This window comes from Tropicimonas sediminicola, assembly GCF_900188335.1.
GTDB classification, from domain to species: domain Bacteria; phylum Pseudomonadota; class Alphaproteobacteria; order Rhodobacterales; family Rhodobacteraceae; genus Tropicimonas; species Tropicimonas sediminicola.
In genome coordinates this window covers 400,332-415,717 of sequence record NZ_FZOY01000003.1, presented here as the reverse complement: position 1 = coordinate 415,717, position 15,386 = coordinate 400,332, and the positions used below count along the sequence as shown (strand labels likewise).

Annotated in this window: 13 protein-coding genes; 3 read left to right on the top strand and 10 right to left on the bottom strand. The window is 69.0% G+C overall.

Annotated elements, in window-relative coordinates; translation table 11 throughout:
• Positions 1-2: 2 nt before the first annotated feature.
• Positions 3-290, bottom strand: coding sequence for a hypothetical protein (locus CHB86_RS10425; protein WP_089232970.1), 288 nt, complete (start codon positions 288-290; stop codon positions 3-5).
• Entirely contained in the window at positions 287-3,094 is a 2,808-nt protein-coding gene (locus tag CHB86_RS10420; RefSeq protein WP_089232969.1) for a bifunctional [glutamate--ammonia ligase]-adenylyl-L-tyrosine phosphorylase/[glutamate--ammonia-ligase] adenylyltransferase, read from the bottom strand. The genes CHB86_RS10425 and CHB86_RS10420 overlap by 4 nt, the downstream gene beginning before the upstream one ends.
• 127 nt (positions 3,095-3,221) lie before the next feature.
• Between CHB86_RS10420 and CHB86_RS10415 the strand changes: the two genes are divergently transcribed.
• Positions 3,222-3,701: a YbaK/EbsC family protein gene (locus CHB86_RS10415; protein ID WP_089232968.1), complete on the top strand. Its 480-nt coding sequence runs from the start codon at positions 3,222-3,224 to the stop codon at positions 3,699-3,701.
• Positions 3,702-3,905: 204 nt separating this feature from the next.
• Here CHB86_RS10415 and CHB86_RS25220 read toward each other — a convergent pair whose 3' ends face one another.
• From CHB86_RS25220 to sciP, 5 genes are all read right to left on the bottom strand, one after another.
• Positions 3,906-4,028: a hypothetical protein gene (locus CHB86_RS25220; RefSeq protein ID WP_089232967.1), complete on the bottom strand. Its 123-nt coding sequence runs from the start codon at positions 4,026-4,028 to the stop codon at positions 3,906-3,908.
• A gap of 192 nt (positions 4,029-4,220) precedes the next feature.
• Positions 4,221-6,311: an ATP-dependent DNA helicase RecG gene (recG, locus tag CHB86_RS10405; RefSeq protein ID WP_089232966.1), complete on the bottom strand. Its 2,091-nt coding sequence runs from the start codon at positions 6,309-6,311 to the stop codon at positions 4,221-4,223.
• Positions 6,308-8,485 carry an NAD-dependent DNA ligase LigA gene (ligA, locus tag CHB86_RS10400; protein ID WP_089232965.1) on the bottom strand — a complete coding sequence of 726 codons (2,178 nt, stop codon included), beginning with the start codon at positions 8,483-8,485 and terminating at the stop codon, positions 6,308-6,310. The genes recG and ligA overlap by 4 nt, the downstream gene beginning before the upstream one ends.
• 429 nt (positions 8,486-8,914) lie before the next feature.
• Positions 8,915-9,628 carry a response regulator transcription factor CtrA gene (ctrA, locus tag CHB86_RS10395; RefSeq protein ID WP_089232964.1) on the bottom strand — a complete coding sequence of 238 codons (714 nt, stop codon included), beginning with the start codon at positions 9,626-9,628 and terminating at the stop codon, positions 8,915-8,917.
• 126 nt (positions 9,629-9,754) lie between these two features.
• Positions 9,755-10,039: a CtrA inhibitor SciP gene (gene sciP / locus CHB86_RS10390; RefSeq protein ID WP_089232963.1), complete on the bottom strand. Its 285-nt coding sequence runs from the start codon at positions 10,037-10,039 to the stop codon at positions 9,755-9,757.
• A 130-nt stretch (positions 10,040-10,169) separates the two neighbouring features.
• Between sciP and mnmA the strand changes: the two genes are divergently transcribed.
• Positions 10,170-11,312 (top strand): tRNA 2-thiouridine(34) synthase MnmA, encoded by a 1,143-nt coding sequence (gene mnmA, locus CHB86_RS10385; RefSeq protein WP_089232962.1) that lies wholly within the window; start codon positions 10,170-10,172, stop codon positions 11,310-11,312.
• Positions 11,313-11,426: 114 nt separating this feature from the next.
• Positions 11,427-12,509, top strand: a complete 1,083-nt coding sequence (locus tag CHB86_RS10380; protein ID WP_089232961.1) for an NAD(P)/FAD-dependent oxidoreductase — start codon at positions 11,427-11,429, stop codon at positions 12,507-12,509.
• A 77-nt stretch (positions 12,510-12,586) separates the two neighbouring features.
• On the opposite strand, the gene lpxB is transcribed toward CHB86_RS10380, so the two are convergent.
• Genes lpxB through lpxA form a run of 3 tightly spaced genes read right to left on the bottom strand, consistent with a single transcriptional unit; the run spans position 12,587 to position 15,383 of the window.
• Complete coding sequence (gene lpxB, locus CHB86_RS10375) at positions 12,587-13,759, bottom strand: lipid-A-disaccharide synthase (RefSeq protein ID WP_089232960.1); 1,173 nt, start codon at positions 13,757-13,759, stop codon at positions 12,587-12,589.
• Positions 13,759-14,589: an LpxI family protein gene (locus tag CHB86_RS10370; RefSeq protein WP_245837883.1), complete on the bottom strand. Its 831-nt coding sequence runs from the start codon at positions 14,587-14,589 to the stop codon at positions 13,759-13,761. The genes lpxB and CHB86_RS10370 overlap by 1 nt, the downstream gene beginning before the upstream one ends.
• Complete coding sequence (gene lpxA, locus CHB86_RS10365) at positions 14,586-15,383, bottom strand: acyl-ACP--UDP-N-acetylglucosamine O-acyltransferase (protein ID WP_089232959.1); 798 nt, start codon at positions 15,381-15,383, stop codon at positions 14,586-14,588. Before lpxA ends, CHB86_RS10370 begins: the two co-directional genes overlap by 4 nt.
• Positions 15,384-15,386 lie beyond the last annotated feature (3 nt).

Below are 15,386 nucleotides of genomic sequence, written 5' to 3'. Positions count from 1 at the left end.
CGCTAATCTGCCGGCGGCACCCGCCCCCCGCGCCGTCCGCGCCATCCGCCCCGGCGGCTGGCGGGCCGGCCCTCCGCCAGCCCCTCGATCAGGACCCGGCTCATCGGATGCTCGGGCGCCTCGGCGCCATGGCGCGCCAGAAGCGCCTCCAGCGCGCCGCGCTGGTCGGTTTCCTCCGGCAGCGAAAGCGCCCAGTCCATGAAGATCGACCGGCATTCCGGCGCGCCGATCCCCTCGATACGATAGGCCTCGGCGATCAGCGCCTTGGGATCAGCCCAATCTCCCTTCACGCCGCACCCTCCGCCGTATCCGGCGGCAGACGCTCCAGCGTCGCATCGATGATGCCAGCAGCCGCCGAACGCTTCTCGGCGAGCGCAGCGGTCAGCGCCTCCACGCTCTCCAGCCCGGTCTCCCGCAGCAGCACCTCGCAGCAGCCTTGGCCGAGCGTCTCGGGATCGAGCGGCCCCTCCAAGATGAGCCGGCCCACGCTCTGCACGGAGCGCGCCAGCCTGTAGGCCGCGGCGAGCTGTTCGGCCTCCTCGCGGGTCAGCCAGCCAAGCCGCGCCCCCGCCTGAAGCTGCGCCACGGTCCGCCGGGCGCGCGCGCCGGAGAGCAGAGCGCCCGCCTGGGCCACCAGTTCGATGTCCTGCATCCCGCCGGGGCCGGTCTTGACGTCGAGCGGCCCCTGCTGGCCCTTGGCCTCGGCAAGCCTGCGGCGCATGTCGCGCACATCCTCCAGCACCTTTCCGGCGTCCCGCTTCGCACCGAGAACGGACAGCCGGATGCGCTCCACCTCCTCGCCCACGGCCGCATTGCCCGCCATCGGGCGGGCGCGGGTCAGCGCCAGGTGCTCCCAGGTCCAGGCCTCCTTGTGCTGGTAACTGTCGAAAGCCGAAAGCGAGGTCGCTACCGGCCCCTGCTTGCCCGAGGGCCGGAGCCGCATGTCGACCTCGTAGAGCCGGCCCTCCGCCGTCGGTGCCGTCAGCGCGGTCAGGATCGCCTTGGTCAGCCGCGCGTAATAGGTCGTGGCCGGCAAAGGGCGCGGGCCGTCGGACGTATCGGCCTGCTCGGCGTCGTAGATCATGATCAGGTCGAGATCCGACCGGGCGTTGATCCAGTGCGCACCGAGCGACCCCATCGCCACCGCCACCCCGCCGCGCCCGGGCGGCCGGCCGTGGCGTCGCGCGAAATTCTCGACGATTCGCGGCATCAGCCCGCAGAGCACGGCCTCGGCGACATCGGCGAACTGGCGGCCCGCCTCGGAGGCATCGACGATCCCGCGCAGGTGGTGCACACCGGCCCGGAAATGCCAGTCCTTCTGCCAGCGCCGGGCCGCATCGAGCTGTTGCTCGTAATCACCCGCGGCCTCCAGCCGATCGGACAGGGAGCGGGCAAGCTTGGCGCTTCCGGGCCACGGCTCGAAAAAGCTGCCGCCGATGACCGCGTCGAGCACGCCGGAGTTCTTCGACAGGTAGCTCGCCAGCGCCGGCGCGGTCGAGGCGATATCGACGATAAGCGCCCGGAGGTTGGGGTTCGCCTCGAACAGCGAGAAAAGCTGCACACCCGCCGGAAGCCCCGAGAGGAAGCCGTCGAAGGCGGTCAGCGCTTCGTCAGGCCGGGGCGCCTCGTTCAGGCGGGCCAGCAGATCGGGCTTCAGCCGCTCGAAGATTTCCTGCGCCCGCTCCGAACGCAGCGCCGGGTAGTGCCGCCAGCGCGAAACGATCTCCGGCTCCTCGACCGTCTCTCCCTCGCCCTTCGCCCCCTTCAGCCCCGGCGCAAAGAAGCTCTCCGCATCGGCGCGCACCTCGGCGAGGCGGTCCGAGATCTCGCGGCGGAACCGTGCCGTGTCGCCCTCGCCGCACATCCGCGCGATCCGGTCGAACCCCTCGTCGCTGCTTGGCAGGGCATGGGTACGGGCGTCGGCCACCATCTGGACCCGATGTTCCAGCTCCCGCAGCGCCCGGTAATGGCCGGTGAACCGCTCCGCGAGGTCCGCCGGGATCCAGCCGGTCTCGGCCAGCCTGCGCAGCGCGGGCACGGTAGCCCGGACCCGCAGGCTGGGATCGCGCCCGCCGGCGATGATCTGCCGGGTCTGGGTAAAGAACTCGATCTCGCGAATGCCGCCCGGACCGAGCTTCAGGTTGCGGCCCTCGAGGCAGCCGGTCTCGTGCAGGCCCTTGTGCTCCTTGATCTTGAGCCGCATGTCGTGGGCGTCCTGGATCGCTGCGAAATCGAGGTGCCTGCGCCAGATGAACGGCCGCAACCGCTCGAGGTAAGCCTCGCCGGCCGCGATGTCGCCGCCACAGGGACGCGCCTTGATATGAGCCGCACGTTCCCAGGTGCGCCCGACCGACTCGTAGTACCGCTCCGCCGCCTCCATCGACAGGCAGACCGGCGTGACCGACGGGTCCGGCCGCAGCCGCAGGTCGGTGCGCCAGACATAGCCGTCGCCGGTGATTTCGCTCAGCAGCGCCGTCATCCGCCGCGTTGCCTTGATGAATGCCGCGCGCGCTTCCTGGTAGTCGTCGTCCGAAAAGCGGGTGTCGTCGAACAGCATGATCAGGTCGATATCGGAGGAATAGTTCAGCTCCCCCGCGCCCATCTTGCCCATAGCCAGCGCGACCATCCCCGCCGCCGTCCCGAGATCCTCTTCACCCTGTCCGGGAAACTTGCCGCGCCTCAGCTCGCTCGCCATCGAGGCCTTCATTGCCAGATCGACGGAGAGATCGGCGAAATCCGTGAGCCCCCCGGTGACCTGCTCCAGTGTCCAGACACCGGCGAGGTCGGCCAGCCCGACATAGAGCGCCACCCGGCGCTTCGCCTGCCGCAGCGCGCCCTTGAGAGCAGTCCATTCGACCTGCCGGAGCGCCTCGAACTCGGCTTCCAGCACGCTTGCGGGATCGGCGGCGAGCGCGGCCTCCAGCCAGCCGGTTTCCTTCTCCATCAGGCCGCGCAGGAAACTGCTGCAGCCCGCCGCCCCGGCCAGCACCTCGCGCGTCTCCGCCGGCAGCGCGGCAAACCGGGCCGCGGCATCGGCCCCGGCAGCGGCGTCGAACGGGATGGGCGAGCGGGTGATGGCGCGGGCGAAGCTCATGCAGGAGTGATGGCGCGGCGGCGCGCGCCGGTCAATCCGCTTGACCGCCCCCCCGCCCGCGGCCCATGCACTCTGTCAAGGTGCGCTGCACCGGCCCAACCCACCGTCCGAACGGAGTCGCCGCGAGATGAGCAAGAGCCTGAAACGTGTCATCGCCGCCCTCGACGCGGCCGACACCCCCTACGATCTGCGCGAGATGCCCGACAGCACCCGCACCGCCCGCGAGGCCGCCGACGCGGTGGGCTGCGCACTCGACCAGATCGCCAAGTCGATCGTCGTGGAGGGCGAGATCAGCGGCAAGCTGACCCTCTTCGTCACCGCCGGCGGCAACCGCGTCTGCACGGAGACGGTGGCCGAGCTGCTTGGCGAAGGCAGCCATCCGGCCAGCGGATCGCGGATACGCGAGGTCACCGGCTTTGCCATCGGCGGCGTCTCCCCGGTCGGGCACCTCAACCCGATCCGCGCCTATTTCGATCCGCGGCTGACCGATTTCGAGGAGGTCTGGGCCGCCGCCGGCACGCCGCGCCACGTCTTCGGCATCGCGCCTGACCGCCTGCGGCGGCTCTGCCGGGGCGAACTTGCCGATTTCGTCGAAACCGACGCCTGAGCCCCGGAGGCCGGCCCCTACAAGAAAAAACCGCCGCTCGTCCGGGCAGGACGGCGGCGGCGAAGTGGCGACTCTGGTGGACCGGGTGGCAGGGTGCAGAGGCAGAGCACCGAGGCCGTTGGGGACAGGCAGAAACCAGGCAGCACATCGGTTTGGGGACGAAGATGTGCGCCGCCGGGCAGCAGGTCGCAGGCAGAAAACGGGTCAGACGAGCCCGGGCAGGTGCAACCCTCCGACCAGGATCACCATGAGCGCCACGACGCCAATGGCATCTTCAAGCAGCGTGGCTTCGGAGCGGGCAAGCAGGGCTTTGATCTCGGCGAGCATGGCGGTGTCCTCGTTTCGATATGGGCGCGTCTGTTGCTCCTTTGTTCTCACGCAGGGGAACAAAAGTAAAGAACTTTTTAAGAACAAACGTGAACAAGAAGGAACGCGGGTGTTCCACTTAGGGCGTGAACATCCCCGTCCTGCCACCGAAGTCCCCATGTAATCAGCGTCTTCCGCAGCGCAGCGCGCCCGCTACCCGACCGAGATCAGCCGGATCGCCTTGTCCTGTTCCATCAGCCAGAGCAGAACACGCACCGCCTGCCCGCGCTCGCCCTGCAGGGTCGGATCGTAGGCCAGCAGACGTCGGGCGTCCTGCTGCGCCATCTGCATCAGGCCGGTCTGCCGCTCCATGTCGGCGATTCGGAATTTCGGAAGGCCGGATTGCGCGGTGCCGATCAGGTCGCCCGCCCCGCGCATCGCAAGGTCCTCCTCTGCGATGCGGAAACCGTCCTCTGTCTCGCGCAGGATCTCCAGCCGCCGCCGCGCCGTTTCGCCCAGCGGCCCCTGGTAGAGCAGCAGGCAGGTCGACGCCGCCGCGCCGCGCCCGACACGGCCACGCAACTGATGCAACTGCGCCAGGCCGAAGCTCTCCGCCTGCTCGATCACCATGATCGAGGCGTTGGGCACGTTAACCCCGACCTCGATCACCGTGGTCGCGACGAGGACCGAAGTCTCGCCCTCCACGAAGCGCGCCATCGCGGCATCCTTCTCGGCCGGTGGCATCTGGCCGTGCACCAGCCCCACCCTGCCCTCGCCGAGCGTCGCGCGCAGGTGACGGAACCGGTCCTCGGCGGCCGTCATCTCGACCGTCTCGCTTTCCTCGACCAGCGGGCAGACCCAATAGGCCTGCTTGCCCTCTGCCACCGCACGCCGCAGGTGATCCACCACCTCGTCGATGCGGTCGGTGGAGACCAGCGCCGTCTTGACCGGGGTCCGCCCCGGCGGTTTCTCGTCCAGCACCGAGAGGTCCATGTCGCCATATTGCGCCAGCGCCAGGCTGCGCGGGATCGGCGTGGCGGTCATCACCAGAACGTCCACCGCATGGCCCTTGGCGCCCAGTTCCATCCGCTGCGCGACACCGAAGCGGTGCTGCTCGTCGATCACGGCGAGCCGCAGATCCTTGAACTCCACGTCCTTCTGGAACACCGCATGGGTGCCGACGAGGATCTGGATATCGCCCCGCGCCAGCGCCGCCAGCTTGGCCTGCCTCTCCGCGCCCTTGTCGCGCCCGGTGAGGATCTCGAGAACGACGCCGGCGCTCTCGGCCAGCGGCCGGATCGAGTCGAGATGCTGGCGGGCGAGGATCTCGGTCGGGGCCATCATCACGCCCTGCCCGCCGGCCTCCACCGCCACCAGGAGCGCCATCACCGCAACCAGCGTCTTGCCCGCGCCGACATCGCCCTGCAGCAGCCGTGCCATCCGCTTCGGCCCGCCCATGTCCTCCGATATCTCGCGCACCGCGCGCTCCTGCGCTCCGGTCGGGTGATAGGGAAGCGCCGCCAGCACCTTGCCCTGCAGCCGCCCGGTCGCCACCGAAGCGCGCCCCTTGCCGCGCCGCTCGACGCTCCGCGCCAGTGCCAGGGTCACCTGGTGCGCGAACAGCTCGTCATAGGCCAGCCGGCGCCGCGCCGGTGCGTCGGGCGACAGGTCGCGCACGCCCTGCGGCGCATGGGCCCCGGTCACCGCTGCGTGCCAGTCCGGCCAGCCCTCGCGCGCCGCCAGCGCCGGGTCGATCCATTCCGCCAGCTCCGGCGTCCGCGCCAGCGCCGAGCGCGCCGCCTTCGTCATCGTCTTCAGCGTGACCCCGGAGGTGAGCGGATAGACCGGCTCGTAGTCCGGGATCTCGCCGGCCTGCTCGGGGCGCAGGATGTGATCGGGATGGACCATCTGGGCCACGCCGTCGAAAAGCTCGATCTTGCCCGACACGATCCGCCGCTGGCCGGTGGGAAGTTGCCGCTGCAGGTATTCGCCATTGGCATGGAAGAACACGAGCTGAAAACTCGTTTCGGCATCCTCCACGTCCACCCGGTAGGGCCGTCCGCGGGACGCGGGCTGCCGGTGACGGCCGATCTCGACCTCGACCGTCCCGGTTCCCGGCAGGGTCAACGCCCGCACAGACGGAACAAGCCGCCGGTCGACGCCCGTGTGCGGCAGCGTGAACAGCAGATCGCGCGGCCGCTCGATGTCGATCTGCGCGAGGTGCTTGGCCGTTTTCGGCCCGACGCCCTCCAGCGTCTCCAGCTCCGCGAAAAGCGGGAACAGGATCGACGGACGGCCGCTCATGCCTGCCCGATCAGGGCCAGCCAGCCGTCTTCGTCGAGTGTCTCGATCCCCAGCTCGGCGGCCTTCTTGGCCTTGGAACCGGCCCCCGGCCCGGCAACCAGCAGGTCTGTCTTGGAAGAGACCGAACCGGAGACCTTCGCGCCAAGCGCTTCCGCCCGTGCCTTGGCCTCGGCGCGGGTCATCTTCTCCAGCGTGCCGGTAAAGACCACGGTCTTGCCCGCCACGGGGGAATCGGCCGTTGCCGGGGCCGCCACGTCCTCGATCTCGAGTTGCGCCACCAGACGGTCGATGACCGCCCGCTCCGCCGGCTGGCGCATGGCCGCGACCAGGGTCTGCACCAGCGCGTCGCCGATCCCGTCGACCGAGATCAGCTCCGACCAGGCCGGGCTCCCGGCCAGCGCGGCGCGGCGCGCCTTGGTGTCCATCGCCTCCACCGCCTCGGCCGCGGGCTCATCGCTGGCGCGGTCCACGGTGTCGCGCAGCGTCTCCCAGCTTCCGAAATGGCGGGCCAGGGTCTTGGCGGCGACCTCGCCCAGGTGACGGATGCCGAGCGCGAACAGGAAGCGGTTCAGCGGGATGCGCCGGCGCTCTTCGATCGCGGCGAAAAGGTTGGTGGCGGATTTCTCGCCCCAGCCTTCGCGGTTCTTCAACTGCTGCATCCCGCTGCCATAGCGCTCCTGCAGCGTGAAGATGTCGGCAGGCTCGGCGATCCAGCCGTCGGTGTGGAACTGCTCCACCTGCTTGGCGCCCAGACCTTCGATGTCGAAGGCGGCGCGCGAGACGAAATGCTTCAGCTTTTCGACGAGTTGCGCGGCACAGATCATGCCTCCGGTGCATCGGCGCACGGAATCGCCCTCCTCGCGGATCGCCTCCGAGCCGCAGATCGGGCAATGCGTCGGGAATTCGTAAGGCACGGACCCGTCGGGTCGCGCCGAGAGATCCACGTCGGCGATCTTGGGGATCACGTCCCCCGCGCGATAGACCTGCACCCGGTCGCCCACACGGATGTCGCGGCCCTCCCGGATCGGCGCGCCGGAGCTGTCGCGGCCGGCGATGTAATCCTCGTTGTGCAACGTCGCGTTGGAGACCACCACACCGCCCACCGTCACCGGCGTTAGCCGCGCCACCGGGCTCAGCGCGCCGGTGCGGCCGACCTGGATGTCGATCCCCTCGAGCCGTGTCCAGGCTAGCTCGGCCGGGAACTTGTGGGCGATGGCCCAGCGGGGCGTGGTCGAGCGAAATCCGAGGCGGCGCTGGAAGCCGAGATCGTCCACCTTGTAGACAACCCCGTCGATGTCATAGCCGAGCGCAGCCCGCCGGGCCTCGATGTCGTGGTAATGCGCCAGCATCTCCTCGGCGGAGGTGCAGAGCCGGGTCAGCGGGTTGGTGACGAAACCGAGCGTGGCCAGCCGCTTGATGGCAGCCATCTGGCTCTCTGCCAGTGGCTCGGAGGTCTCGCCCCAGGCATAGGCGAAGAAGCGCAAAGGGCGCGCTCGGGTGATCTGGGCGTCGAGCTGGCGCAGCGAGCCGGCGGCGGCGTTGCGTGGGTTGGCGAAGGTCTTGCCACCCGCCTCCGCCTGGCGTTCGTTCAGAGCCGAGAAATCGGCGTGGGTCATGTAGACCTCGCCGCGCACTTCCAGCACCTCGGGCGCGCCGTCGATCTGCTGCGGAATATCGTCCACGGTGCGGGCATTGGCGGTCACGTTCTCGCCGGTCGCCCCGTCGCCCCTGGTCGCCGCCTGCACCAGCCGTCCGTGCTCGTAGCGCAGCGACAGCGACAGCCCGTCGATCTTGGGCTCGGCCGTGTAGGCGAGCGGCGCATCGGGCGCGAGGCCGAGGAAACCGCGCACTGAGCGGTCGAATTCCGCAACATCCTCGTCCTCGAAGGCATTGCCGAGCGACAGCATGGGGACCGCGTGGGTCACCTTTGCGAACCCCTCCGCCGGGGCCGCGCCGACCTGGGCCGACGGGCTGTCGGAGCGAATCAGGTTCGGAAAGCGCGCTTCGATCTCCGCGTTGCGCCGGCGCAGGGCATCGAACTCCGCGTCGGTCATCACAGGCGCATCCTCGGCGTGATAGGCCCGGTTCGCCTCGCCCAGCACGTCTGCCAGGCGCGCCAGTTCCGCGCGGGCCTCCGCCTCGGTCAGCGTCTCGACGCTTCTCGTCTCGCTCATGATCCCTCCGCCTGATGCGCGCCCCAGAGATAGGCGGAGCGGTCGAAGGCGTCCAGTTCGAGTCGCGCCGGTCGGCAAACGCCAGTGGGCGGCCGGCGCGTCGGCGTATCGCGCTGCATCGTCCTCCGCATCAACTGGGTTCGGCGCGCTCGACGCCCCTCTGCATCGCACCGGTTCGACAGTGACAGCCGTTCGCCCACCGCCTCTGTCTCCAGAGCGCCCGGCTCATGCCGCCGCATGTCGCGCTGTACCGCCACATCCGAGGTCATTCCCCGAAAAAAAGGGCATGCCATGTCGCCATGAGCATGCCCAGAGATACACTGGAGTGGAATTTTTCTGTTCTTTTCCCGCGGAGAGGCCGCGCGGTGTCGTCTCGTGAGTGGTGCTGTCGTGAGTGGTGGGTATTGCGGGCTGCGAGCCCCGGCGCGCTCAGGCGCCGACGGCGTATTTCGCCCCCATTTCCATTGGCTCCGGGTCGCGCAGCACGTAGCCGCGGCCCCAGACTGTCTCGATATAGTTCTCGCCGCCGGTCGCCTGGCTGAGCTTCTTGCGCAACTTGCAGATGAACACGTCGATGATCTTGAGCTCGGGCTCGTCCATGCCGCCATAGAGATGGTTGAGGAACATCTCCTTGGTGAGCGTCGTGCCCTTCCGCAGGCTCAGAAGCTCCAGCATCTGGTATTCCTTGCCGGTCAGGTGCACGCCCTTTCCGTCGACATCCACCGTCTTGGCGTCGAGGTTGACCGTCACCTTGCCGGTGCGGATGACCGATTGCGCATGGCCCTTGGAGCGCCGGATGATCGCGTGGATCCGGGCCACCAGCTCCTCGCGGTGGAACGGCTTGGTCAGGTAGTCATCAGCCCCGAAACCGAAGCCTTTCACCTTGTTATCCGTATCGTCGGCGCCCGACAGGATCAGCGTCGGCGTCTCGACCCGGGCGAGACGCAGCTGGCGCAGAACCTCGTGCCCGGTCATGTCCGGAAGCCCGAGATCGAGCAGGATCAGATCGTAGTCGTAGAGTTTCGCGAGATCGATCGCCTCTTCACCAAGATCGGTGCAATAGACGTTCAGGTTCGCATGGGTGAGCATCATTTCGATGCTCTTGGCGGTCGCCGGGTCATCTTCGACGAGCAGGATGCGCATAATTGTTACTCCGCTTCGGTCCCTCTACTCGCGACCATGGCCCGAATTGGTTAATCCCCGATTACCGCTTCCGCACCCGATCACTCTCAACTGAAAGTTGCATTTTTCGGCGCATGGTTAACCTCGCTATTTCTGGGGACCTCGGAACTGCTGAAGGCACGTCGTTTTCAGGGCTGCCTCGCCAAATCGGGCAACCGCGCTCTGCCAGCTGTCGTATTCCTCGTCGGAAAGGCCATACCGGGATTTCGCCTCCTCCAGCGAGATCAACCCGCCGCAGACCGCCTTTACGACCGCCGCCTTGCGGCTTGCGACCCATCGCCGGGTGTCGCTCGGCGGCAGGTCGGCGCGGGTCATGATCGTGCCGTCGGGCAAGGTGACGGCTCGCGGGCCGTCTATCTTCTTGATAAACATGAGTTGCACTCCCATCTCACCACTCGACAGCAGCCTGTCGCCAACGCGCTTAAGGACAGGTGAAACGCCGCCTTGAGAGTGTCTCGAATTTTCCTATAAGGTCTGGCACTCTGGTTAATGGAGCCCCGAAATGCCGCTCGACAGCGACACGCCCTTGAATTCACTCGGCTTTGCCAAGCCCCCGTCGGAGACCCGGGTCGTCGTGGCGATGTCGGGCGGGGTCGATTCGTCCGTCGTCGCGGCGGAGCTCGCCCGCGAGGGCTATGACGTTGTGGGGGTGACCCTCCAGCTCTACGACCACGGCGCGGCGCTCGCCAAGAAAGGCGCCTGCTGCGCCGGCATCGACATCCACGATGCCCGCCGGGTGGCCGAGGACATGGGCTTCCCGCATTACGTACTGGATTACGAGAACCTCTTCCGCGACGCCGTGATCGACGAATTCGCCGATAGCTACCTTGCCGGCGCCACCCCGGTGCCCTGCATCCGCTGCAACGAGCGGGTGAAGTTCAAGGACCTGCTGCAGACCGCGCGCGACCTGGATGCAGACTGCATGGCGACGGGCCACTACATCCAGCGCAAGATGGGCGACAACGGCCCGGAACTGCACATGGCGGGCGACCCGCGGCGCGACCAGTCCTATTTCCTGTTCTCGACCACGCCGGAGCAGCTGGCCTTTCTGCGCTTCCCGCTCGGCCACCTCACCAGCAAGGCCGAGACCCGTGCGCTCGCGGCCAAGCACGGCCTGCCGGTGGCCGACAAGCCCGACAGCCAGGACATCTGCTTCGTGCCCGACGGCAATTATGCCTCGGTGATCGAGAAGTTGCGCCCGGGCGCCGGCGAGCCGGGCGAGATCGTCGACATGGAGGGCCGCGTCCTTGGCCAGCACGAGGGGGTCATCCACTACACGATCGGCCAGCGACGCGGGCTCGGCATCGGCGGGCTGGCAGACCCGCTCTATGTCGTGAAGCTCGATCCGGACGCGCGGCAGGTGATCGTCGGCCCGAAATCCGAGCTCTCGACGCGGATCGTACCGGTGCGCGAGATCAACTGGCTCGGCGACGAACCAATGGACTCGCGTGCCGAATGGCCGCTGTCGGTCAAGGTCCGCTCCACCCGCCCGCCGCGCGAGGCGATCCTGCGCCCCACCGGCCCCGACACCGCCGAGGTGGAACTGCTGACACCGGAGGAAGGCGTCTCGCCCGGCCAGGCCTGCGTCTTCTATGAGACCGAGGGCACCCGCATCTTCGGGGGCGGCTGGATCTGGCGCGGCTGATTGCCCGGCGGGACGCGACCCGATCGGCGCCTCCCGCCCTACCCCGGCCTTGACCTTGGGCCGCCGAGCGAAACATTGCGGGCAGACCCCCACGAGCAGGCAAGGAGCGTGCGCATGTCAGGACAGGTGATCATCGTCGGCGGAGGCTATATCGGCTACGCGCTCGCCCGCGAACTTGACAACGCGGCCGCTGTCACCCTGATCGAACCGCGCAGCCATTTCGTCCACGCCGCGGCGATGATCCGCGGGGTGGTGCAGCCGGATCTCGTCGAGCGCGCGCTGATGCCTTACGATGGCCTGCTGAAACGGGGCACGGTGTTGCAGGCCCGGGTCGAGTCGGTCTCCGGCACCGGGGTCACCCTGACGGACGGGAGCCACCTTGCCGCCGACGTGATCGTGGTGGCGACCGGCTCCGGCTATGCCGCGCCCTTCAAGCCCGCCGGTGACGACATCGAGGCTTTCCGCGCGGCTCAGGCCGAGGCCCATTCATCGCTCCAGCGGGCCGGGTCCGTCGCCATTGTCGGCGCCGGGGCGGTGGGCATCGAACTCGCGGGCGAGATCAAGGCCGCGATGCCTGCTTGCGAGGTCACGCTCGTCTCCGATACGCCGGCGCTTCTGCCGACCTATCCGTCGCGCCTCGGCGCCGAGCTCCGGAAGAGACTGGATCTCCTCGGTGTTTCCCTGCGGCTCGGGCACAGTGCCGTCTCGCTGGCCAGCACCTCCGCGCCCTTCTCCGGGCCGATCACCCTCGACACCGACGAGAAGATCGCCGCCGACCTGGTCTTCCCCGTGACCGGCGCACGGCCCCGGACAGAGCTGCTGGTGCCCCTGCCCGGCGCGAAAACCGGCCCCGACGGCCGCGTCATCGCCGACCGCTGGATGCGCCCCTCCGACCTGCCCAATGTGCTTGCCGCCGGTGACGCGGTGGACCTGGGCGACGCCATGACCATCGTCGGCACGATGCGGCAGGTGCCCTGGCTCGCCCGCGCCGTCCGTACCCTGCTGCGCGGTCAGGATCTCGGGCGCAGCTTCGCCTATGGTGCCTGGCCCAACCCGCCGATCCTTCTGCCGCTCGGGCCGAGGCTTGGCGCGAGCTACCTTCCGGTCGTCGGGGTGCGCGGCAATGGCACGACCCGGCTGATCAAGGGCAAGACGCTGTTCCTGCCCAAGCACCGCGGGCATTTCGGGCTGAGCTGAGGCTCACCCACCGTCTTCTGTCCGAGAAACCATCCGGGAAAGCGACCCGCCGACACCCGGAAGGCCGTCAGCCTTCCTCAGCGCCCGCGCGCTTCCAGGCCGTCGAGCACCGCCCGCGCGGCCCGCAGGCCCGGCGCTTCCTGCCCGAGTCCGAGCCGCTCCATGGTCAGCCGCATCGCCGCGTGCTGCGCCCCGCCGTTCTCAAGCACCTCCAGCAGAGCCGGGGCAATCGTCTCCGCCCGGCACGCCTTGCCGATGAACTCGGGCACGGCCCGCGTCTCCGACACCAGGTTGACCAGCGTCACCGTGTCCACCAGCAGCAGCCGTGTGACGTAGACCCGGCTCAGCCAGGGCCCGTCATAGCCGATCACCATCGGCGTATCGGCGGCCGCCAGTTCCAACGACACCGTGCCCGAGGCCGCCAGCGCCGCATCCGCCGCGGCAAAGGCTGCGCGCTTCTCGGCCAGCGCCTCGCCCGCATCGCGCCCGCGCGGATCGAGCAGGATCGGCGCGCCGGGCCAGTCGGCGATCATTTCCGCGGCCAGTTCCGCCCGCGCCTCCACCGTCGGCACCACGACCCGGACCTCCGGGCGCCGCTTGATGACGCGGGCCAGCGCCTCGCCGAAGACCGGCGCAAGCTTGGTGATCTCGCCCCGGCGCGAGCCCGGCAGCGCCAGCACCAGCGGCGCGTCCGGGGCAATCCCGTGCGCCGCCCGGAACGCCGCCGCCGCATCGGCATCGGCCCGCGGCTCGGCAACGACCGGGTGCCCGACGAAATCGCAGCGCATGCCCGCAGCTTCCATGTAGGGCGGCTCGAAAGGCAGCAGCGCCAGCACCTGGTCGATGTCCGGCGCCATCTTCTGCGCCCGCTTTGGCCGCCAGGCCCAGACCGTCGGCGCGACATAGTGAACGGTATGCTGGGCGGGCGACAGCTTGCGCACCCCCCGCGCGACCCGCAGGCCGAATTCGGGCGAATCGATCGTGATCAGCGCATCAGGTGCCAGGTCCACGGCCGCCGCTACCGTCTCGTCGAGTCGCCGCTTCAGCTGGAAATACTTCGGCAGGATCTCCGCCAGCCCGACCACCGAAAGCTCGGCCATCGGGAACAGACTCTGCATCCCCTCCGCCTCCATCAGCGGACCGCCGACGCCGTGGAACTCCACGCCCGGAGCCAACTGCTTCAGACCCGCCATCAGCGCGGCCCCAAGCTTGTCGCCAGAGGGCTCGCCGGCCACCAGGAAAATCCGCATCACCCCAACTCCCCGGTCGGCCGCACCCACAGAAAAAGCCCCGCCTCGTCCGCCGCCTGGATCGTTGCCGGACGGTCGAGGATCATCACCCCGCCCTCGGCCAGCGCCACGCCCGTCAGCCCCGCCGCCTGCGCCGCGCGGATCGTGTCCGGCCCGATGGTCGGAAGATCCACCCGGCGATCCTGCACCGGCTTTGGCGCCTTGTAGAGCACGCCGCCCGCGGGCAGGCCTTCGGGCCGGTCCCGCAGCGTCGCCAGCATCCAGTCGGTGCCGGGCATCGCCTCGATGGCCAGCGCCTGACGCCGCGCCACGACGCACCCCTGCCCCACGTCCGCGCGCCCGAGCGCCGAGACGATCTCCGCCGCGCGCGCCGCGTCCGCCCTGGCGTCCTCGTCCGGCGTCACCCGTCCCAGAACGCCCGCTGGCGGCAGCAGGTCCGGCAGGATCTCGTGCGCCGCGCGCACGGTCATGCCCCGCTCCTCGAAGAGCCCCAGCACCACCCGCAAGGCGCCATCGTCGCCCTTTCCGAGCGCCGAGACGAAACGGCCCAGCAAGGGAACTGTGGCAAGGTCCAGCGCCCGCGGGTCGAGCTTCGGCCTGCGGATACCGCCCGCGAAACAGGCCTCCGTCGCGCCGCGCTTTCCGAGCGCCTTGAGCAGCGAGCCCATGGTCTCGAGCCGAAATGTCAGGTCGGGCGTCACGGCGCCCGGCGCCGCGTCGTGATAGGCGCAGTAGATCACCTCGCGCCCCTCGGCCCTGAGCCGCTCGGCCAGGACCTCGGGCAGCCGCCCCTGCCCCGCAATCAGCGCCAGCGGCGGCACGCGGCTCACTCCGGTGTCAGGAAGCTGCGGTCGGAATCGCCCTGGATGAAATCGACGATCGCCTTGACGTACTCGCTCTCGGTCCGGGCCCCGAGCGCCTTCGCCCGCTCCCGGAACGTCCCTTCCTCGGCGGCCAGCACCCGGTAGGCGTCGCGCAGGGCGTTGATGTCGTCGCGCTCCAGCCCTCGCCGCTTCAACCCCACGAGGTTGAGCCCGACAAGTTCGCCGGCCGCGCCCTGGACCATTCCATAGGGGATAACGTCCTTCTCGACCTTCGACATGCCGCCGATGATCGCGCCCTTGCCGATGCGCACCCACTGGTGAACGCCCGAGATGCCGCCGACGATCACGTCGTCGTCGACCTGGACATGGCCCGCGAGCCCGACGTTGTTGACCAGGATCACACGGTTGCCGACCCTGCAGTCATGGGCCACGTGCACGCCCGCCATCAGCAGGCAATCGTCGCCGATGCTGGTGATCCCGCCACCGCCCTCTGTGCCCGGGTTGATGGTCACATGCTCCCGGATCCGGTTGCGGGCGCCAATAACGAGCTTGGTGTCCTCGCCATGGAATTTCAGGTCCTGCGGGATCTCCCCGATCACCGAGAACGGAAACAGCACGGTCTCCGCCCCGATCTCCGTGTGACCGGTGATCACGACATGGGATTTGATCTCCACGCCCGCGGCCAGCGACACCTTGGGGCCGATCACGCAGAACGGCCCGATCGAGACGCCGGGACCGATCTCGGCGCCCTCGTCGATCACCGCGGTGGGATGAATGCGTGCCGTCGTATCGATGGTCATGGG